Here is a 17,745-nt window from a genome sequence, read left to right as displayed (position 1 = left end):
CTGATGTGATGATGAAAATAGGTGTTGTTGTTCATGGACCTCAAATAGTTGACACTGGTTTTGCCAAGAAGATATTGGGACTTCTAGAAAATTATGGCAATGTAACAGCCAGGCTAGGGGGTACAATGGGTCGAACAGCCGTTATTGACGCGGAAATGGAAGAAGTAATAGATATCAACCAAAAGCTGCTTCCAAGCCAGTCAATTGACAAAATTTCAGAAAATTCAGATGTAGTTATTTTAATTAATTATGGTAAATCCAATATTACTGGACATGCATTTGGATACAAGGTTTTTAGTAGGTGCAAGGGTGTTCCAGAACTTATTCAAATTGAAAGACCCGGAGAACCCGATGGAACAGTAATACCGTGGAATGAAAATCAGATTGATCTAGCAGAAAAATTAGCTAGAGAATTAGATCTAAACGTTTTGAGACCTTCAACTGTAATTAAAAAAATGGAAAATGATACATTATACAATACAATAGAAGATGAAACAACTGTTTACAGAAAAATTGCAGGTGTATCAAAGGATGAAAATATTTTCCTAAATGGCATAGTAGTTGGGAAGTCAACTTCTTCAGAAGTTATACTTGTTGCAGAAAGAGGGATATTAAAAAATATTATTGGCGGAGAAATTAAGGATCATGGTGTTGAAAAACTTGGAATCATAGATCTAAACAGTGCAGTGGTTAAAACAGGATTGTTAAGAAGATCTCGAATCCCTCCCAGGATATTAGAAAGAAAGGAATACAATAAACACAATTCCAAATTGAATATATCCTATTTAAGCCATGCTGCTGAGGACATTTACCAATTAAAAGATTCTGATCTTGTTGTAACTGTTGGAGATGACACAACACTGGTTGCAGGAGATATACTTTATAGATTCAAAGTACCGATAATAGGGATAACTGATGGAGATCTGGACAAAGTTGTAGAAGAAGGATTTAAAACAGTTGGATCGATGATAGTGGAGCTTGAAAGTGGTTTGGATGATATAGTAGGCAATAAGATATTTTTAGAACTATTTAATGGTAAACAAACCATGGAAATCGAAAATTTAGAAAATTTTAAAAGTAAAATAATACAGATTATTAGCAACACCACCAACAGATATAATTTAAAATACAACTAGAATTATTAAACCTAAAATGAGGTGGAAATTTGGATTTAGACATTCTTATTAATTCTTTAAGAAATTATGATGGAATTACCAGGAAAAATTTTATAAGAGGAGCTACTCAGATACTTGATGAAACATACAATATTGGAGGTAGAACCGCTCTAGGATTTGGTGATGATGCTTCAGCATTAGATATTGGAAATGATACATTATTACTCATGGCTGCTGATGGAATGTGGGGAAGGCTTATAGAGGGTGATCCACGTTGGGCAGGATACTGTTCTGTTCTAGTCAATGTCAATGACATTGCAGCGATGGGTGGTGTACCAATGGGAATGACCAATGTGATTTCAGTAAACAAAGAAGATATTTGCAATGAAATAATGTTGGGAATTAAAGAGGGTGTTGAAAAATTTGGAATTCCAATGGTAGGTGGACATATTCATCCAGACACACCATACACAGCTCTTGATGTTTCAATAACTGGAATAGTAGGTAAAGATGATGTAATTACCAGTTGTGGGGCAAAGATAGGTGACAGTGTTATTATTGGAATGGATCTAGATGGTCGACAGCATCCAAAATTTCCATTGAATTGGGATACTACATCACACAAGACACCCGAACTGGTCCAGTCACAGATTACAGTTATGAACAGCATTGCAAAAAAACATCTTCTAACAGCAGGTAAGGATATTAGTAATCCTGGAATACTTGGAACCCTTGGAATGCTTTTAGAAGCCTCTGGAGTTGGAGCAATAGTTGAACTCGACAAAATCCCTAGAAACAACAAAGTAAGCTGGGATGAATGGTTAAAAGTGTATCCGGGATCTGGGTTTGTGCTTACTTTAAAGGAAGAAAATGTTAAAGAATGCATTGAAATGTTACAGGAAGTTAACATCACCTCTCAAGTTGCAGGTATAATAACGGAAGATAAAAAGCTTAACTTGAGACATGATAATCAAGAAAAAGTTGTTTTTGATTTTAACTATGATATAATTATGGGTATTAAAGAAGAGAGATCTTAATTAAAATCCTAAAAGAGGAGATCTTATGCTTGTGAAGGTCAATGGGGAGGAAATCGAACTCCCAGATGGTTCTACAATAAAGGATGCGGTGAATGCTTCTGGCGCACCATATAAAGAGGGTTGTGTTTTAGGTGTAATCAAAGGCCAAGAAGAGATTGAAAGACATGTTAATAAGTATAGGTTTAATACAACAAGGGGCAGCATAATAATCGAACTTTTAAAAGACTGTCCAGACATACTGCTTGATACATGGAAACATCATTACAGTGAATTAGAAAAGCTAAGGATACGATGGACAACTTCTAACGAAGTAGCAATAGGACCAATCACAACTGACCTCACACCATCAAGGGAAGAATACAAATATCAGAATTGGGATGTAATATTAAGTCTTTCAGGATTTACAGCTGAAGCAACACATATAATATTCAGTAAGGAAAAACACAAAGGAGTTTACGGGGCTCCTAAAGAGAATAGAGGTGTTTTTGCAAGGGTTGTAGGTGGAAAAAGAACAATAATGAATCTTACAGATGAAGATTATATTAAAAGTGTTACACCAGTTGTTGAAAGAAAAAGCATTGTTCAAAGCGCTGCAATAACTAAACTTGAAACCAAAATTACAAATGGAAATGAAATATTCACCTATGTACTGATTGAGCCAACAAAAAAATCTCCAAGTTCAGTTGAACATTTCTTTGCACTTTCAGAAAAGGGTGAACTCCATGTGGATTATGAATCTGATTCATTTATTGGATTTTATGGATTACAGGGACTTGGTAAGGATGCAGAATATATAGATCAAAGAAAAAGGGGAACAGTTACCTTAAGAAATAAAGGAAAAGGTATAGGTCGTATATATGCGTACAGAGAAGATAGGGTTTCAACACCAAACCATACAATTGTGGGTAAGATAACAAAGGGAATACAGCTCATAGATATTGCAAATAAAGATGATAAAATAACTATTGAAACGGTTCCAAAGAGGGTTACGACTCTTTCTATGACTCAAAAGGAAGCAAAAGAATTTTTAGACTCTCGGGGCATTGAACAAATAAGGGAAGGATCAGATGATGATGATGCAGTGATTGTTGAACAGCAACCACAATTTACAATGGAAATAATAGAGAAAAATCAGGTTAGAACAGTAGGTGTTCCTGAAGATAAGATAGTATACATTGATATTACAGATAAAGCACCTAAATCATCATGGTACTTCCAGAAAATAACAGGACTTCTAGATTCACCTGTTGGTTCATTGGATGTAATGTTTGCTTTTCCAGGAATGAAAGTAATGATGTTCAAGGGTAATCCAATGGAATCCAAAGGACTTATACCAGAAAACCCGCCTAAAGGCTGTGTAAAAGCTGGTGAGATAGGAATAACCAATATGTCAAGAAGACAAATAGGTGTTGTTGGAGTGAGATTTGAAGACAACGATGAATTTGGACCCACAGGAGAACCATTTTTAGGAACCAATATAATAGGAAAAATTGTTAAGGGAATAGAGAATCTTGAAAAATTCAAGGAAGGAGACACAGTTTATGTCGCAAGAAGAAAGCTCTAAAGTTACCCGTATGATTATTTTAGGACCTGCTGCAAATATAAGTCAAACAGAACTTGTAAGAAAGCTTCATATGATGGAATTTCCACTCACAATTAAATCAACATGTTATGGTGCAATTATTAATGGTGATGAATCTGATGTTAACAAGGCTGTTGAGGAAATTCGGAAACTTGACTATTGTAATATATTCACCAAAGACAGAGGATTTCCACCGGGAGATCCAAGAAGATGCAGAGCAAAAAGGGGCGGTGCAAGGGAAGGATTTCATCAGCTTGAAAAGGAGTTTGAACTATTAGGCTATGTAAGTGAAGCCCTTGAACATCCTAAAAAAGTCAGTCTTAAAAAACCAGGGAAGATATCGGTTGATACATTTAAAAAAATTGCAGAGGAGAGTGAAAAATGAACCTTACAAAATCATCAACTGGGGATGAAATTACACCCCTGGCACTTGCAATACACGAACTCGTGAACAGACTTCCCATAACCATGCGAACTAAAAACACAAGAGGAGTTAGAATCGAAGAGGGTAAAGTAATTGACAATGATTATTCAGGCCCAATACTTGAAAAAGTACTTGAAAATGGAAAAATATCCAATGAAACTCCGAATTATGGTCCTTACAAAGGCGTACCAGTTCTTGTGGTTCCTTTATTAGAAAATGATGAAGTAATAGCTTCAATAGGTGTTGTGGATACAACAAAAGGAATTTACAGTGATATAATGCAAATAACTAAAAGACCAGAACAGTTTGATAAAGATAACTCGAGGGGGGAATTCTATTGAAAATAGCAATTTTCCCACCTAACTCACTTATACTTGCAGATCTCATTGAAAGAAGGGGCCATGAACCACTTGTTTTGCAAAAAGAAATCAGAAAAAGGGTTACTGACGTTGAAATAGATTCACCACCATTAAATATTACAGAAGAAGAACCTATTAAAGGGCTTAAATATGCTGCAATTGAAGTGCCTTCAGGTGTTAGAGGCAGAATGGCAATATTTGGTCCTCTAATAGATGCTGCTGAAGCAGCAATAATAATGGAAGATGCACCTTTTGGTTTTGGATGTATTGGGTGTGCTAGAACCAATGAACTTTCAATGTTCTGCCTCAGAAAACGTGGAATACCTCTTTTAGAACTACATTATCCAACAACCAAAGAAGAAACAATGGAAGTTGTCAACAAGATCAATACATTCTTAGACAATTTAGAGAAGTCGGAGGAATCAAATGGTTAAAATAGCTCAAATATCATGCGGAACAGATTATAGTGGTATTCAAAAAGAGATAGAAAAGGCCGCAGAAACATTTGGGGCCCAAATGATCATACCTGAAGCAGATTTGGACTACATAGATGAAGCTTATAAAAAGTTTGGATTTAATGCAGCAAGTACTGGTATAAGACTGATGATAGCCAGAGCCACATCCATAGTCGAAGGAAAAACAGATGCAGATGCAGTTTTTATAGCTACTTGTTTTAGATGTGCAGAAGGTGCACTTGTAAGGAATGAGATAAGGAGATTCATACAAAAGAACACCAATCTACCCGTTGTAACATATTCATTTACAGAACGAACCAAGGCAGATGAACTATTCATAAGAATGGAAGCACTTTCAACTATAGTTGCTAGAAAAAGTCTACTTGCAAGAGAAAAGCAGGAAGGCCTTACATTAGGTATAGATTCAGGTTCTTCAACAACAAAAGTAGTTATTATGGAGAATAACAAGGTAATAGGTACTGGTTGGTTACCCACAGCAGATGTTATAGAAACAGCTAACATTGGAATGGAACAGGCTTTCAAGGAAACAGATTACAAACTTGAGGATGTTGATGGTGTGGGTGTTACAGGATATGGGAGACTGAGAATAGGACACCATATGAATGCTCAACTTATCCAAGAAGAGCTCAGCGTTAACTCAAAAGGTGCTGTTTACCTTGCAAACAGGCAGAAAGGTGAAGCAACAGTTCTTGATATTGGAGGAATGGATAACAAGGTCATAACAGTAAACGATGGAATACCTGACAACTTCACAATGGGAGGAATATGTGCAGGGGCATCTGGAAGATTCCTTGAAATGACTGCAAGAAGATTAGGTATAGATATAAGCGAACTTGGCCCATTAGCACTAAAAGGAAACTACAAAAATGCAGCATTAAACAGTTACTGTATAGTATTTGGAATTCAAGACCTTGTAACCTCATTAGCAGCAGGAGGATCAAAGGAAGATGTAGCAGCAGCTGCTTGTTATTCGGTTGCAGAACAGGTTTACGAACAACAACTTCAAGAGATTGATCTAAGGGAACCTCTTATCCAAGTTGGAGGGACATCACTTATAGGGGGTCTTGTTGAAGCTGTAAGTACAGTATTAGGTGGAATTGAAGTAATTGTACCCGAAAACTCGCAGTACATAGGAGCTGTTGGTTCAGCACTTTTAGTATCCGGATTAGGAGTTAAGAAATGAAGGTAGAATGTTACGATGAAAATGGGGCAGAAGTCTATGACATGATAATTAGACATATATTACAGGAAGTTCAAGTGTCTAGATCAATAGGCGATCTTCGGGTTTACGTTGATCCCAGAGAACCCATTTTTATAATTGTTGTTAAATTAGAAAAGGCTTCTCAACCAATTGTTATTGATGATTTTGCAGAATATAAATTCAACAAAGAAGGAAATGAAATGTTTATAAAGATCAATGATGAAACATACCTGCCTGATCTACTGGAAAAACTTTGGAAAACTGAAGGAAGAAACAAAATACACCAGCCTAATCGTTTTGAAGTTATCATAGACGATCCTCAAACAGAATTAAAAGGAATGGTTGTACGTGACCCTCAGGATGACCTTAGAAATAAAGTTTACGATGCTATATTCAGAATTATCCCTGAAGGTTTCAGGGTTATTGATCATAAATCTGTAGGAAATATTATTGCTTTAACATGTACAGACGAAATTATGAAGGATGAATGGCTTAAAAAAACCGACGAAATCATTGAGGAGGTTAAAAATGAATGAATCAAAATTTGCCCATATGACCAAGGTGCATCCATGTTTCAACGAGAAAATGCACGACAAAGTAGGGAGAATACATGTTCCTATCGCACCAAAATGTAATATTCACTGCGACTTCTGTACAAGGGAGATAAATAAATGTGAACAGCGTCCAGGTGTTGCATCTCGTGTAATGACAGTGGATCAGGCAGTGGAACATGTCAAAAAAGTGACTTCAGAAATGAACATAGCAGTTGTGGGAGTTGCCGGGCCAGGAGATGCTCTTTTTAACACTGAAACATTTGAATTTTTTAAACGTATGGATACAGAATTTCCAGATCTCATCAAATGTATGAGTACCAATGGACTTTTACTTCCAGAAAAGGCAGATGAAATAGCAGATCTTCATATAAATACTGTTACTGTTACTGTTAATGCAATTGACCCTAAGATTGGTAGTAAAATATATTCGAATGTATTCTATAACGGTGAACTTTATACTGGAGAAGAGGCTTTCAATATATTATCCAAAAACCAGCTGGAAGGCATAAAAATGCTAGCTGAAAGGGGAGTTGTTGTAAAAGTTAATGCAGTATTAATTCCTGGTGTTAACGATAAACATATATTAGATATCGCAAAGAAGGTTAAAGAACAGGGAGCTTCACTAATGAATGTTATACCTTTAATTCCTATGCACAAATTCAAAGACACTCCTAAACCGGGCTGTGCAGAATTAAGTGAGGTAAGAGATGCTGTTGAAGAGATAATACCTGTTTTTAGGGCTTGTACGCAATGTAGGGCAGATGCTTATGGTGTTCCTGGAAAAGAAGACAAACATCTTGACATGACACCTTCGAGTCATTACTAAAAAAATTATGGATGAAATTTAATTCCAATTTTTTTTTATTTTTTTAATTAACAACTTTTGTATAATATAATGGAACGTGTTATCAAATGAAAACAATGTACTGGAAGGATAATAAACTATTTTTAATAGATCAGACCCTCTTGCCCGATGAAATTGTTTATCACGAATGTAAAACTTATGAAGATGTTATAACTGCAATAAAAACTATGAAGGTTCGTGGTGCTCCTGCAATTGGAGTTGCAGCAGCATTTGGAATGGTACTTGCAGAAATTGCTGGAGAAAATATAGAAAAAGCTGCAGATAAAATTAAAAACGCAAGACCAACAGCCGTAAATCTTTCTTGGGCAGTTGATCGGGTTTTAAATTCTGAATCATTCATTGATGAAGCAATGCTCATGTATAATGAGGATATCCAGACCAACAAGGCAATTGGCAAAAATGGGGCAGCAGTGATAGATGATGGAGACACTATATTAACCCATTGTAATGCTGGTGCACTTGCTTGTGTTGATTATGGAACTGCTCTCGGAGTTTTACGTGCTGCAAATGAGGAAGGGAAGAGAATTAAGGTTATATGTGATGAAACACGACCTCTTTGCCAAGGCGCTCGATTGAGTGTATTTGAAATGCAACAAGAAAAAATACCTGTGAAATTGGCTGTGGACAGCGCTGCAGGGCATTTAATGCAAAAAGGTATGGTTAATAAAGTTGTTATTGGTGCAGATAGGGTAGCCAAGGGAGGAGTAGCAAATAAAATAGGCTCATTACTGGTTGCCCTTGCTGCAAAAAGATTTAATATTCCCTTCTATGTTGCAGCGCCTAAAAGCACATTTGACAGTGAAAACTCTATTTATGATGTTGAAATAGAAGAAAGAGATGCTGATGAAGTGTTATACTTTGGTAAATGTAGAGTTGCACCTGAAGGTACAGAAATTGAAAATCCTGCCTTTGATATAGTACCATCAGACCTAATTACAGGTATAATAACGGAAGACGGAATTATCAAACCAATTTAACAAAAATTTAGTTAATATATCCTCGCATCGATACCCATATGCCAAACACCAGGACTTTTTGATTTAACCTTCCTTGAATTTAGAATTTCTACTTTACGAGGGTAGGCAGTCTCAATTATCCTTTCAATTGGTTGCTGATAATCAGATGCAAATTCATAGTAGTGAAGAATTCCTCCGGGTTTAAGAGATTTAATTGCTGTATCAAGAAAATTCCAAGCAGTTCCGGGTAAGTTCATAATAATTCGATCTGCTCTTAAATTTAAACCATTTAATACTTCTTCAACATCGCCTAGAATTGGAATAATATTTCCTTCCAATTTATTTAAATTAATATTCTTTTTTAGATATTTGTACGCATAGGGATTAATATCAATAGCATAAATTTTCACCTTATGTTTTTTTGCAATTGAAATTGAAAATGGACCTATACCCGCAAACATATCAACTATTATTTCATTATTTTTGACATGGTCTGTTATTCTTTTTCGTTCAGTTGCAAGACGTGGACTGAAATATACCCTTTTAACATCAAGCATGAATCTGGAGCCAAATTCTTTATGAACGGTTTCTGATACATCTTCGCCAGCTAGATATTCAAGTTCCCTTGTTCTTACAATTCCTTTTATTTCACTGATCTTCCGGTATACCGAGTTGCGTTTGGTGAATTTTAGGGCGGCTTCTCCAATTATATATTTGTGGTCATCAAAGTCTTCTGGAATTTCAAGTATTACAATATTGCCAATTATGTCAAAAGATTTTTTTATGTCTTCAATTTTATCGTTGTCTACTTTATTTTTTAAATAATCTTTAAGGCTTTTAGGTCCTTTTTTATGGATTTCAAAATTAGTATCAACAATTTCAACATTATCAACTTTTATTTCTTCCATTAACTCATCATCAGGCATTTTAATTAATGGAATGTAAACAAAGTCATCAACACGCTTTATTTTCATGTCAAGATTTATAAGTGATTGTTTCAATAGAAATCTACGAATTCTATCTGCAGTGTTTTTTGGAACTTTTAAACCGATCATTAGATTCCTCATACATTTTTACATCAGTAATTTAATATTAATACCAATGATTATAAATTTTATCAATAATTCAAATAAAATATTAAATATAAAAAGGATTGAAGGTGAACCCAATGTTTTACTTTATTGGTCTAGGACTTTACGATGAAAAGGATATATCAGTCAAGGGTGTAGAAGCACTTAAAAAGGTTGAAGCAGTTTACGCAGAATTTTACACAGCAAAACTATTTGGGGGAAGTATCAGCTCACTTGAGGAAATTATTGGGAATGAAATAAAAATATTAACCCGAGAAGAAGTTGAAGAGGAGAATCTCCCTTTGAAAGAGGCAAAAATAAAAGATGTTGCATTTTTAAGTGCAGGAGATCCTTTAATTGCAACAACTCACTCTGAAATGTTAATAGAAGCGAAAAGAGCAGGGATAAAAACTACAGTTATTCATTCTTCTTCAATTCTTTCTGCTGCACCAGGAATTGCTGGTCTTCAGGCATATAAATTTGGTAAAGTAACAACAATACCATTTACAGAAGAGAACTATTTTCCCCATTCACCTTATCTTGCAATTAAAGCAAATATGGATTCAAAATTACATACACTAGTTCTTTTAGATATAAGGGCTCATGAAAATAGGTATATGACAGCAAACCAGGGAATGGAATATTTGTTGCAAGCAGAAACAGATAAAGAACTAAAAATTGCAACAGAAGAAACTGTGATTGTTGTAGTTGCACGTGCAGGGTCAGTTAATCCTTTAGTACGTGCTGATAAAATTAAAAACCTTATTAACTCTGATTTTGGCGGTCCATTACACTGTCTGATGATTCCAGGTGACCTTCATTTTATGGAAGCAGAAGCTCTTGTTGAACTTGCAGATGCACCTAAAGAACTTTTTGAAGATTTAATTTAGTATTTTTAAATTATAAATTTTATTAATATTATTTGGAGAATTGAATGAATAAAAATATCTCTAGTGCAAAACCATTCTTAAAATGGGCTGGTGGGAAGAATCAACTCCTAAACGAACTTAATAATAGATTGCCTCCGTATTTAAAGGAGACAAGGGCTGTAGAAAGATATGTGGAGCCATTCGTTGGTGGAGGTGCAATGTTCTTTAACCTTAAAAAGTATTACAAAGTCAAGGAATCTATTCTTTTAGACATTAACAGAGAACTTGTAATGGCTTATCAAGTAATTAAAAATGATCATAAAATATTGATAGATATATTGAATGATATTGAAGAAAACCATTTAAAAAAAGATGAAATTGCACGTAAAGAGAATTACTACCGAATCAGGGATATTTATAACTCAGAAGTAGAAAATTTTGATTATGAAAATTACAATTATCAATGGATTGAAAGAACCAGCTACTTTATATTTATGAATAAAACTTGTTTCAATGGGTTATTCCGCCAAAATAAGAATGGAAAATTCAATGTGCCATTTGGACTGTATAAAAATCCAAAAATATGTGATAAAACCAATATAAATTTGGTTAACCAAGCTCTTAGTGATACCGAAATAATATGCTCTGATTTCGTAAATTCTGATAAATACATTGTGGAAGGTACATTTGTTTACTTTGATCCTCCTTATAGGCCCCTAAGTAAAACATCCAATTTTACATCGTATTCTAAAGAAGGATTTACAGATTTTGATCAGTTAAAGCTCGCTACATTTTTTAAAAAAATGGATCAGAAGGGTGCATATTTGATGTTAAGTAATTCTGACCCAAAAAATGAAGATTTAACAGATAAATTTTTCGATAATTTATACAGCGAATTTAATATTGATATTGTTTATGCAAAAAGAAATATTAATCGAGATTCCTCTGGTAGGGGAACTATCAATGAGTTAATTGTAAGGAATTTTTAATACTTTTATACTCATAAATGGTTCCGTTTATGTTGTTAGACTTTGTCTAAAAGTTGTGTTCCACTTTCAATTTTTGTTTCAGTAGTTGTCTGGGAAGTGTTAATAACTTCTTTATCTAAATATTCACATTTTTCGACATTTTGTAAAGGTATTAACACGTATTTTTGTCCTCCTTCCTTTTTTCCATAACTTATTTGGATTAAACCTCTTAATTCATCTATTTCCATACTTTCAACTCCAAATTCCCCCCTTTTGAAGTTATGCACATCACCGCTGGCCATACTTACTTCAATTTTTTCTATCATATTAAATCACCCTTGGATTAATCATATTATTTAATATATTTTTCATGTTGCAAATATCTTCAGTTTTAGAATTACATGTTATTTTTTAGAAATCTTTTTATATGAATAGATACCAAGATTAAAATGTTACCGGTGGTAACAGAAATTACCTATGGTAACTAAATACATACTATTTAAAATAGTTAAACCAAGTTTAACATTAATTATATTCATTAATTGAGGGGTGGATTGAATTATGGATTATATGATAGAAGCTCAAGATCTAACAAAAAAATATGAGGGCTTAACAGCTGTTGATAATCTTAGTATAGGTATGAAAAAGGGAGAAGTTTTTGGATTTTTAGGACCCAATGGTGCAGGTAAGACAACTTCCATTAAGATGATGGTGGGGCTTTTACGTCCAACAAGTGGTAAGGTAATTGTTAATGGAAAAGATATTAAAAACATTGAAAAGGGATCCATTGGTGTGTGTCCTCAGGAACTTATGCTATGGGAAAATTTAACCTGTAAAGAAAGTCTTAATCTTATGGCCGACATGTATGAAGTCCCGAAAAATATAAGGGATCCAAGGGTTCAGAAACTTTTGGATGATCTATTCCTTTCTGAAAAAGCAGATACTGTGGTTTCTAAGCTTTCAGGGGGTATGAAGAGACGTCTTAACCTTGCACTTGCAGTTATCCATGAACCTGAGATAGTTGTACTAGATGAACCATCAGAGGGTTTAGATCCTCAATCACGTCGTGTTTTATGGAATTATATACGTGCAATGAGAGATGTGGAAGGAAAAACTGTTATTTTAACAACACATATAATGGATGAAGCTGACCAGCTTAGTGATAGGATAGCAATCATAGATCATGGAAAGTTGATTCGCCTGGATACTCCTGCAAACCTAAAAAAAGAAATAGGTGAGGGAGATGTTGTTGATATGAAATTATTTGATCCATTAAAAAATCAGGAAATCATCAATGAACTTACAGCCCAAGAAGATATTATTTCAGTTTTTGAAGTGAAAGGAAGGATCAACATTAGGGCGCTTAATGCAATTGGAAAGTTACCGAAAATGATGCAAACATTGGAAAATTTAGATGTAACTGTAGAAGATATATCAGTACGTCAAAACACACTTGAAGATGTTTTCATAGATCTAACTGGAACAGGATTGAGGGAATAAAATGAAATTTACAAGTATTGCTGTTAAAGACTTTAAAGAACTGATCAGAGATAAAAGAGGACTATTTTTCATCTTATTGTTCCCTATATTCTTCATGATGATCTTTGGATTTGCATTTGGCGGATTTGGTGAGGGTAATACACCCCATAACATAGCGATTGTAAATTATGATCAAGGAACATTAAACACAACATCTGGTGGAACCGTCAACTATGGGAATGATCTTATCACTACTCTAGAAGGTTTAAATTATGAAAACAGCAACGTGAAGCTGTTTAACATTACAACGACCGAAGACAATAATGCACAAGATCTTCTAAGAAAGAGAACTGTTGATGCTGAAATTATTATTCCTTCAAACTTTTCCAATTCAGTTGCATCGCTCATAAACAATACCATTCAGTCCAGTACAGGAGCATCGTTATCATCCGGTTCAACCAGTAGTAACATTACTTCAACTATACTTATCCGTGGTGATACCGGATTCATGGGATTTGGAGTTGCACAAGGAATATTAGCGGGTGTTTTTGAAAAATATCAACAAGGAGTGGTCAATACTGTCAAAAATCAGATTGCAGGAACTCCTGGAGCAGAACCAACCAAATTTATCGATACTAAAGTTGAATCCATACCTGGAACATCTTCTTTCACACAATTCGATTTCCTAGCTCCGGGTATGATAGTGTTTGCAATTCTTCTTCTTGCAACAACTGTTGCTGCAATTTTAACGAGGGAAGTTGAAAGTGGAACACTAGAAAGGTTAAAAATGTCTAAAATGCGTTCATTCGACCTTTTATTCGGTGGACTAATACCTTGGTCTCTTATTGCAGGTGCACAGGTAGTTATACTTTTGATAGTTGCAATTATATTAGGGTTACACTGGCAAGGAAGTTTCTATTCAATTATCATTGCTGTATTCATAGGAATAATAGGGGGAATCGCATCAATTGCACTGGCAATGATTATCGCATCATTCGCTAAAAACGATAGACAGGCTGCAAACCTTGGTACACTAATAGTAGTGCCTACAAGTTTCCTAACTGGAGCATTCTTCCCACTTCCACAAGTAATGGTTAACATTATTGGCCAAAGCTTTTCGATATATGGATTGCTTCCTTGGACACACACTTTAATTGCGCTTAGATCAGTTTTGGTCTTTGGATCAGGATTGAATTCTGTTGCTAATGAAATTGAATTGAGTGCAATTTTAACATTAATCCTGTTTGTAATCGGAGTATTTTTATTCTCCAAGACTAGATTAAAGGCAGAAAATTAAAATCTATGTATTTTAGGGGGAACAAAAAATGACTGAGAAACATGGACATCAACATCATGGGAAATCATCTAGGGACATACTGAGTGCTGAAGTAATTTTAAAAGCAGCAGATATCAAAAAAGGAGATAAATTCCTTGATGCAGGATGTGGTGATGGTTATGTATCAATTGAAGCATCTGATAAGGTGGGAAGTGATGGTAAAGTTTTTGCTGTTGATGTTTATCCCGATTCAATTGATATTGTGAAAAACGAGATTCAAAAAAGGAACTTAAAAAACATAGAAGCAATTGTAGCGGATATTACCAAAAAGTTACCATTGAATGAAAATTCAATAGACCTTGCTTTGATGTCCAATGTACTACATGGCTTTGTAGATGGAGGCGAAGTAGACCCAGTAATGTCCAATATTGTAAATGTCTTAAAACCTGGTGGTATTTTTGCTGTTGTAGAATTCCGTAAAATTGAAAGTAGTAGAGGACCTCCATTCCATGTAAGAATATCTCCGGAAGAAGTAGGTAACATGCTCAAAAATTATGAATTTGAAGTTGTTGACTCACATGAGATAGGAGAATATCATTATATGGTTAAGGGTGTATTGAAGAAGTGATTTAAGAAATAGGATATCTAATTTTTTGGATATCACTTTTTTTTATTTATTTAATCATTGGATAAAAAATTTATTTTGGAAATTATATCTTTTTTTAATGGATTTAGTAAAGCTGTGTGTATTTATCAATGAAATCTGAATGGTCTCTGTCGAGTATCCTTAAAGCAGTCATTGCCTCTGGTGAGGAGCAGCTCCGTTCTTCAACTAGATTTCTTAGAGTACCATTTTTGATATGTTCCTGTACTTCCTTGATTGAGAATTCCATTGTTTTTGTATTATAATCTATAAGTTCATCATGGTTCATGTCAAATATCTTATATTTTTCAAGGTCATATCTCATTGAAGGAGTTAACAAGGTATTTAAACTAGCATAAAACATTCCTGAAGTATTATCAAAGAGATCAACCCCCATATATGCCAGAAATGGTATGAAAGATGGTTCTGCTAGCGGAAAATAAATCATTGTATTTGGATTGATGTTCTCACGTATCATAACCAAGATCTCTACAAGATCTCTGGATCTTTTCATTAATTCTTCGGGATTTGCAATCATTAAAACAGTATTGCCAAGATCTTCCAATTCTTTGGCACATTGAACCCTCAAATCAGGATATCTTGAGCCATGTACAACACCCACACCATTTTCATCACTTAATCTAGCATTTTCTACAGTACAATTTACAGACCATGATGCAAGTTTTTTTGGAACATTATATGGCATTGGTTCATCTTTTAATATTTTCAATGATTTTTCTACATCAATTATTGCTGGTGTTTCTATTCCAGAGTATTTACCAAGTCTAGCTGGTCCATCGTGCATTTTTATTTCCATCATATTGATCACAGGTAAAATTTACATCGTAAATAATAAATTACAGTTTAATAAGGAAATTATCATCTAACTTATAATAGATTGTTTAATGTAATGTTATTTTCTGTTTGTAAAAACAAGATATGTAACCTAAAAGGTTACAGTTGATGATTTTTACACAATCTTATATATGCTTAAATTAAACCTACGATATGAAAATCACAAGTTTTCACATAGGGCCGTATACGATCATTTGATCAGGGCGTGAAACAGAATGAAAACATTAAAACGCTTAAAAAATATATTAAGTGGAGAAGAGAATAAAGAAGAAGAGAAAACAGAGACTCCTGAAGGAGAAACAGTAACTGAAGCAAAAACTTCAACAGATAAAAAAGAAGAAACACCAAAAGATAACGATAAAACAATTAAATCAGAAGCTAAAGATATTGCAGAAAATGTAAACTCTAAAGTTTCAAAAACTGAAAAAAAAGAATTAAAACCTGAAAAATCCAAAACAGATAGGAGTGGTAAGATGACTTTACTCGAAGGAAGAGAAGAAGAAGTGATAACCCGTAAAAATATTGATGAAGATTTCAAACAGGAAATTATGGATGCTGGTGCTGAATCAGTAGCTTTATGTTTCCAGTGTGGTACATGTACCGGTGCATGTCCTTCTGGAAGAAGAACACCTTACAGGATTAGGAATGTTGTAAGAAAGTCTGTTATGGGACTTAAAGAGGAAGTAATATCCGATGATACCATTTGGATGTGTGCAACCTGTTACGAATGCCAGGAAAGATGTCCAAGAGGAATTAAAATTGTGGACGTTGTTAAAACAGTGAGAAACTTCGCTGCACAGGCAGGATACATGGCACCTGCACACAAAATGACTGGTTCATTTGTTATAAAAACAGGACACGGAGTCCCTATTAACGATGCAACAATGGCACTTAGAAAAAGCGTTGGACTCGATGAATTACCACCAACAACCCACCAGTTCCCTGAAGCACTTGAAGAAGTTCAGAAAATATTTAAAGCCACAGGATTCGACAATCTTATTGGCTGGAATTGGGAAAAAGGGGAGCTAGAATAAGGAGGAATCACAATGGCATTTGCATATTTCTTAGGATGTATAATGAACAACAGATACCCTGGAATTGAAAAAGCAACTAGGGTAATGTTTGACAAACTAGATATTGAGCTCAACGATATGGAAGGAGCATCCTGCTGCCCTGCACCAGGTGTTTTCGGATCATTCGATAAAACAACATGGGCTGCAATAGCTGCAAGAAACATAACCATAGCTGAAGACATGAACTCAGATATCATGACAGAATGTAACGGTTGCTTTGGATCAATGTTTGAAACCAACCATCTCCTCAAAGAAGACGAAGAGATGAAAGACAAAATCAACGGAGTTCTAGCTGAAGCTGGAAGAGAATTCAAAGGAGAAGTAAATGTTAGACACTTCGCAGAAATTCTCTACAAGGATGTTGGACTTGATAAACTTACAGAAGCTGTTACAACACCATTAAATCTTAACGTAGCAGTTCACTATGGCTGCCACTTCCTTAAACCAAGTGCTGAAATCAACATTGACAACCCACATAAACCAACAATCCTTGACGAACTCGTTGAGGTAACAGGTGCAAAGTCAGTTGACTACAGAGACAAAATGATGTGCTGTGGTGCAGGTGGAGGTCTAAGATCACGTGATATAGATGTCACCCTAGACTACACCAAGGAAAAACTCGACAACATGACAGATGCAGGAGTAGATGCAATAGTAAATGTGTGCCCATTCTGCCATCTCCAGTTCGATGTAGGACAAACAGAAGTTAACAAGAAGTACGGAACAGACTTCAAAATTCCAGTGTTCCACCTTGCTCAGCTCTACGGGCTTGCAATGGGATTAAAACGAGAAGATCTAACTGTCGATGCTCATATAACCAGCACAGACCCAGCTCTTAAAAAACTCGATGAGATCACTGGAGGAGAATAATTAATATTCTCCTTTAAATTATTTTTTTTATTTTTTTAATAAATTATTTTTGTTCGATTTTTTAAATAATTGA

20 protein-coding genes are annotated in these 17,745 nt (G+C 34.8%); 17 read left to right on the top strand and 3 right to left on the bottom strand.

All coding sequences use genetic code 11. The features are described from left to right. Positions 1–11 precede the first annotated feature (11 nt). The 10 genes from DL91_RS08845 (at position 12) to mtnA (ending at position 8,590) form a co-directional block, all read left to right on the top strand. Entirely contained in the window at positions 12–1,136 is a 1,125-nt protein-coding gene (locus DL91_RS08845) for a DUF2117 family protein (protein WP_048191141.1), read from the top strand. 29 nt (positions 1,137–1,165) lie between these two features. After that, a complete protein-coding gene (locus DL91_RS08840; RefSeq protein ID WP_048191140.1) occupies positions 1,166–2,152 on the top strand; it encodes a methanogenesis marker 2 protein in 987 nt (328 codons plus the stop codon). 25 nt (positions 2,153–2,177) lie between these two features. Continuing rightward, positions 2,178–3,716, top strand: a complete 1,539-nt coding sequence (locus DL91_RS08835; RefSeq protein ID WP_048191139.1) for a methanogenesis marker 3 protein — start codon at positions 2,178–2,180, stop codon at positions 3,714–3,716. Further along, positions 3,694–4,119, top strand: coding sequence for a methanogenesis marker 6 protein (locus DL91_RS08830; RefSeq protein ID WP_048191138.1), 426 nt, complete (start codon positions 3,694–3,696; stop codon positions 4,117–4,119). The genes DL91_RS08835 and DL91_RS08830 overlap by 23 nt, the downstream gene beginning before the upstream one ends. Beyond that, positions 4,116–4,499, top strand: coding sequence for a DUF2111 domain-containing protein (locus tag DL91_RS08825; RefSeq protein ID WP_048191137.1), 384 nt, complete (start codon positions 4,116–4,118; stop codon positions 4,497–4,499). The genes DL91_RS08830 and DL91_RS08825 overlap by 4 nt, the downstream gene beginning before the upstream one ends. Continuing rightward, positions 4,496–4,951, top strand: a complete 456-nt coding sequence (locus DL91_RS08820; protein WP_048191136.1) for a methanogenesis marker 5 protein — start codon at positions 4,496–4,498, stop codon at positions 4,949–4,951. Before DL91_RS08825 ends, DL91_RS08820 begins: the two co-directional genes overlap by 4 nt. Next, positions 4,944–6,176: a methanogenesis marker 15 protein gene (locus DL91_RS08815; protein WP_048191135.1), complete on the top strand. Its 1,233-nt coding sequence runs from the start codon at positions 4,944–4,946 to the stop codon at positions 6,174–6,176. The genes DL91_RS08820 and DL91_RS08815 overlap by 8 nt, the downstream gene beginning before the upstream one ends. Beyond that, positions 6,173–6,730, top strand: coding sequence for a methanogenesis marker 17 protein (locus tag DL91_RS08810; protein WP_048191134.1), 558 nt, complete (start codon positions 6,173–6,175; stop codon positions 6,728–6,730). Before DL91_RS08815 ends, DL91_RS08810 begins: the two co-directional genes overlap by 4 nt. Beyond that, positions 6,723–7,574: a radical SAM protein gene (locus tag DL91_RS08805; RefSeq protein ID WP_048191133.1), complete on the top strand. Its 852-nt coding sequence runs from the start codon at positions 6,723–6,725 to the stop codon at positions 7,572–7,574. The genes DL91_RS08810 and DL91_RS08805 overlap by 8 nt, the downstream gene beginning before the upstream one ends. An 86-nt stretch (positions 7,575–7,660) precedes the next feature. Beyond that, complete coding sequence (gene mtnA / locus DL91_RS08800; protein ID WP_048191132.1) at positions 7,661–8,590, top strand: S-methyl-5-thioribose-1-phosphate isomerase; 930 nt, start codon at positions 7,661–7,663, stop codon at positions 8,588–8,590. A gap of 11 nt (positions 8,591–8,601) precedes the next feature. Here mtnA and DL91_RS08795 read toward each other — a convergent pair whose 3' ends face one another. Further along, on the bottom strand, positions 8,602–9,624 hold the full coding sequence (locus tag DL91_RS08795; protein ID WP_048191131.1) for a class I SAM-dependent methyltransferase family protein: 1,023 nt from the start codon (positions 9,622–9,624) through the stop codon (positions 8,602–8,604). Positions 9,625–9,737: 113 nt separating this feature from the next. Between DL91_RS08795 and dph5 the strand changes: the two genes are divergently transcribed. Both dph5 and DL91_RS08785 read left to right on the top strand, forming a co-directional pair. Further along, positions 9,738–10,529 carry a diphthine synthase gene (gene dph5, locus DL91_RS08790; protein ID WP_048191130.1) on the top strand — a complete coding sequence of 264 codons (792 nt, stop codon included), beginning with the start codon at positions 9,738–9,740 and terminating at the stop codon, positions 10,527–10,529. A gap of 44 nt (positions 10,530–10,573) precedes the next feature. Then, a complete protein-coding gene (locus DL91_RS08785; RefSeq protein WP_048191129.1) occupies positions 10,574–11,497 on the top strand; it encodes a Dam family site-specific DNA-(adenine-N6)-methyltransferase in 924 nt (307 codons plus the stop codon). 35 nt (positions 11,498–11,532) lie between these two features. Here the strand turns inward: DL91_RS08785 and DL91_RS08780 are convergent, their stop codons facing one another. Further along, entirely contained in the window at positions 11,533–11,802 is a 270-nt protein-coding gene (locus DL91_RS08780) for a hypothetical protein (RefSeq protein ID WP_048191128.1), read from the bottom strand. 232 nt (positions 11,803–12,034) lie between these two features. On the opposite strand from DL91_RS08780, the gene DL91_RS08775 reads away from it, so the two are divergent. From DL91_RS08775 to DL91_RS08765, 3 genes are read left to right on the top strand one after another with little or no spacing between them, the layout of a single operon-like run. Then, complete coding sequence (locus DL91_RS08775; RefSeq protein ID WP_197050671.1) at positions 12,035–12,976, top strand: ABC transporter ATP-binding protein; 942 nt, start codon at positions 12,035–12,037, stop codon at positions 12,974–12,976. Position 12,977: 1 nt separating this feature from the next. Then, on the top strand, positions 12,978–14,252 hold the full coding sequence (locus DL91_RS08770) for an ABC-2 transporter permease (protein WP_048191126.1): 1,275 nt from the start codon (positions 12,978–12,980) through the stop codon (positions 14,250–14,252). A gap of 28 nt (positions 14,253–14,280) precedes the next feature. Next, positions 14,281–14,859: a class I SAM-dependent methyltransferase gene (locus DL91_RS08765; protein WP_048191125.1), complete on the top strand. Its 579-nt coding sequence runs from the start codon at positions 14,281–14,283 to the stop codon at positions 14,857–14,859. Positions 14,860–14,962: 103 nt separating this feature from the next. Here the strand turns inward: DL91_RS08765 and DL91_RS08760 are convergent, their stop codons facing one another. Then, on the bottom strand, positions 14,963–15,694 hold the full coding sequence (locus DL91_RS08760) for an archaeosine tRNA-ribosyltransferase (protein ID WP_052374353.1): 732 nt from the start codon (positions 15,692–15,694) through the stop codon (positions 14,963–14,965). A 250-nt stretch (positions 15,695–15,944) separates the two neighbouring features. Here DL91_RS08760 and hdrC point away from each other — a divergent pair, with 250 nt between their 5' ends. Together hdrC and hdrB are read left to right on the top strand one after the other, a co-directional pair. Next, positions 15,945–16,763, top strand: a complete 819-nt coding sequence (gene hdrC / locus DL91_RS08755; protein ID WP_048191123.1) for a CoB--CoM heterodisulfide reductase subunit C — start codon at positions 15,945–15,947, stop codon at positions 16,761–16,763. Positions 16,764–16,775: 12 nt separating this feature from the next. Further along, complete coding sequence (gene hdrB / locus DL91_RS08750; RefSeq protein ID WP_048191122.1) at positions 16,776–17,672, top strand: CoB--CoM heterodisulfide reductase subunit B; 897 nt, start codon at positions 16,776–16,778, stop codon at positions 17,670–17,672. The last annotated feature ends 73 nt before the right edge of the window (positions 17,673–17,745 follow it).

It is taken from the genome of Methanobacterium sp. SMA-27, from assembly GCF_000744455.1.
In the GTDB taxonomy this organism is placed as follows: domain Archaea; phylum Methanobacteriota; class Methanobacteria; order Methanobacteriales; family Methanobacteriaceae; genus Methanobacterium_B.
Note: the sequence above shows the minus strand (reverse complement) of the source record. Positions and strands in the feature narration are given on the sequence as shown.

Coding starts and splice junctions, on each gene's coding strand:
- DL91_RS08795 (WP_048191131.1), bottom strand. CDS start 9,624: ATGATCGGTTTAAAAGTTCCAAAAAACACTGCAGATAGAATTCGTAGA.
- hdrB (WP_048191122.1), top strand. CDS start 16,776: ATGGCATTTGCATATTTCTTAGGATGTATAATGAACAACAGATACCCT.
- DL91_RS08780 (WP_048191128.1), bottom strand. CDS start 11,802: ATGATAGAAAAAATTGAAGTAAGTATGGCCAGCGGTGATGTGCATAAC.
- DL91_RS08810 (WP_048191134.1), top strand. CDS start 6,173: ATGAAGGTAGAATGTTACGATGAAAATGGGGCAGAAGTCTATGACATG.
- DL91_RS08825 (WP_048191137.1), top strand. CDS start 4,116: ATGAACCTTACAAAATCATCAACTGGGGATGAAATTACACCCCTGGCA.
- DL91_RS08805 (WP_048191133.1), top strand. CDS start 6,723: ATGAATGAATCAAAATTTGCCCATATGACCAAGGTGCATCCATGTTTC.
- hdrC (WP_048191123.1), top strand. CDS start 15,945: ATGAAAACATTAAAACGCTTAAAAAATATATTAAGTGGAGAAGAGAAT.
- DL91_RS08760 (WP_052374353.1), bottom strand. CDS start 15,694: ATGATGGAAATAAAAATGCACGATGGACCAGCTAGACTTGGTAAATAC.
- DL91_RS08770 (WP_048191126.1), top strand. CDS start 12,978: ATGAAATTTACAAGTATTGCTGTTAAAGACTTTAAAGAACTGATCAGA.
- dph5 (WP_048191130.1), top strand. CDS start 9,738: ATGTTTTACTTTATTGGTCTAGGACTTTACGATGAAAAGGATATATCA.
- DL91_RS08835 (WP_048191139.1), top strand. CDS start 2,178: ATGCTTGTGAAGGTCAATGGGGAGGAAATCGAACTCCCAGATGGTTCT.
- DL91_RS08845 (WP_048191141.1), top strand. CDS start 12: ATGAAAATAGGTGTTGTTGTTCATGGACCTCAAATAGTTGACACTGGT.
- DL91_RS08815 (WP_048191135.1), top strand. CDS start 4,944: ATGGTTAAAATAGCTCAAATATCATGCGGAACAGATTATAGTGGTATT.
- mtnA (WP_048191132.1), top strand. CDS start 7,661: ATGAAAACAATGTACTGGAAGGATAATAAACTATTTTTAATAGATCAG.
- DL91_RS08785 (WP_048191129.1), top strand. CDS start 10,574: ATGAATAAAAATATCTCTAGTGCAAAACCATTCTTAAAATGGGCTGGT.
- DL91_RS08765 (WP_048191125.1), top strand. CDS start 14,281: ATGACTGAGAAACATGGACATCAACATCATGGGAAATCATCTAGGGAC.
- DL91_RS08830 (WP_048191138.1), top strand. CDS start 3,694: ATGTCGCAAGAAGAAAGCTCTAAAGTTACCCGTATGATTATTTTAGGA.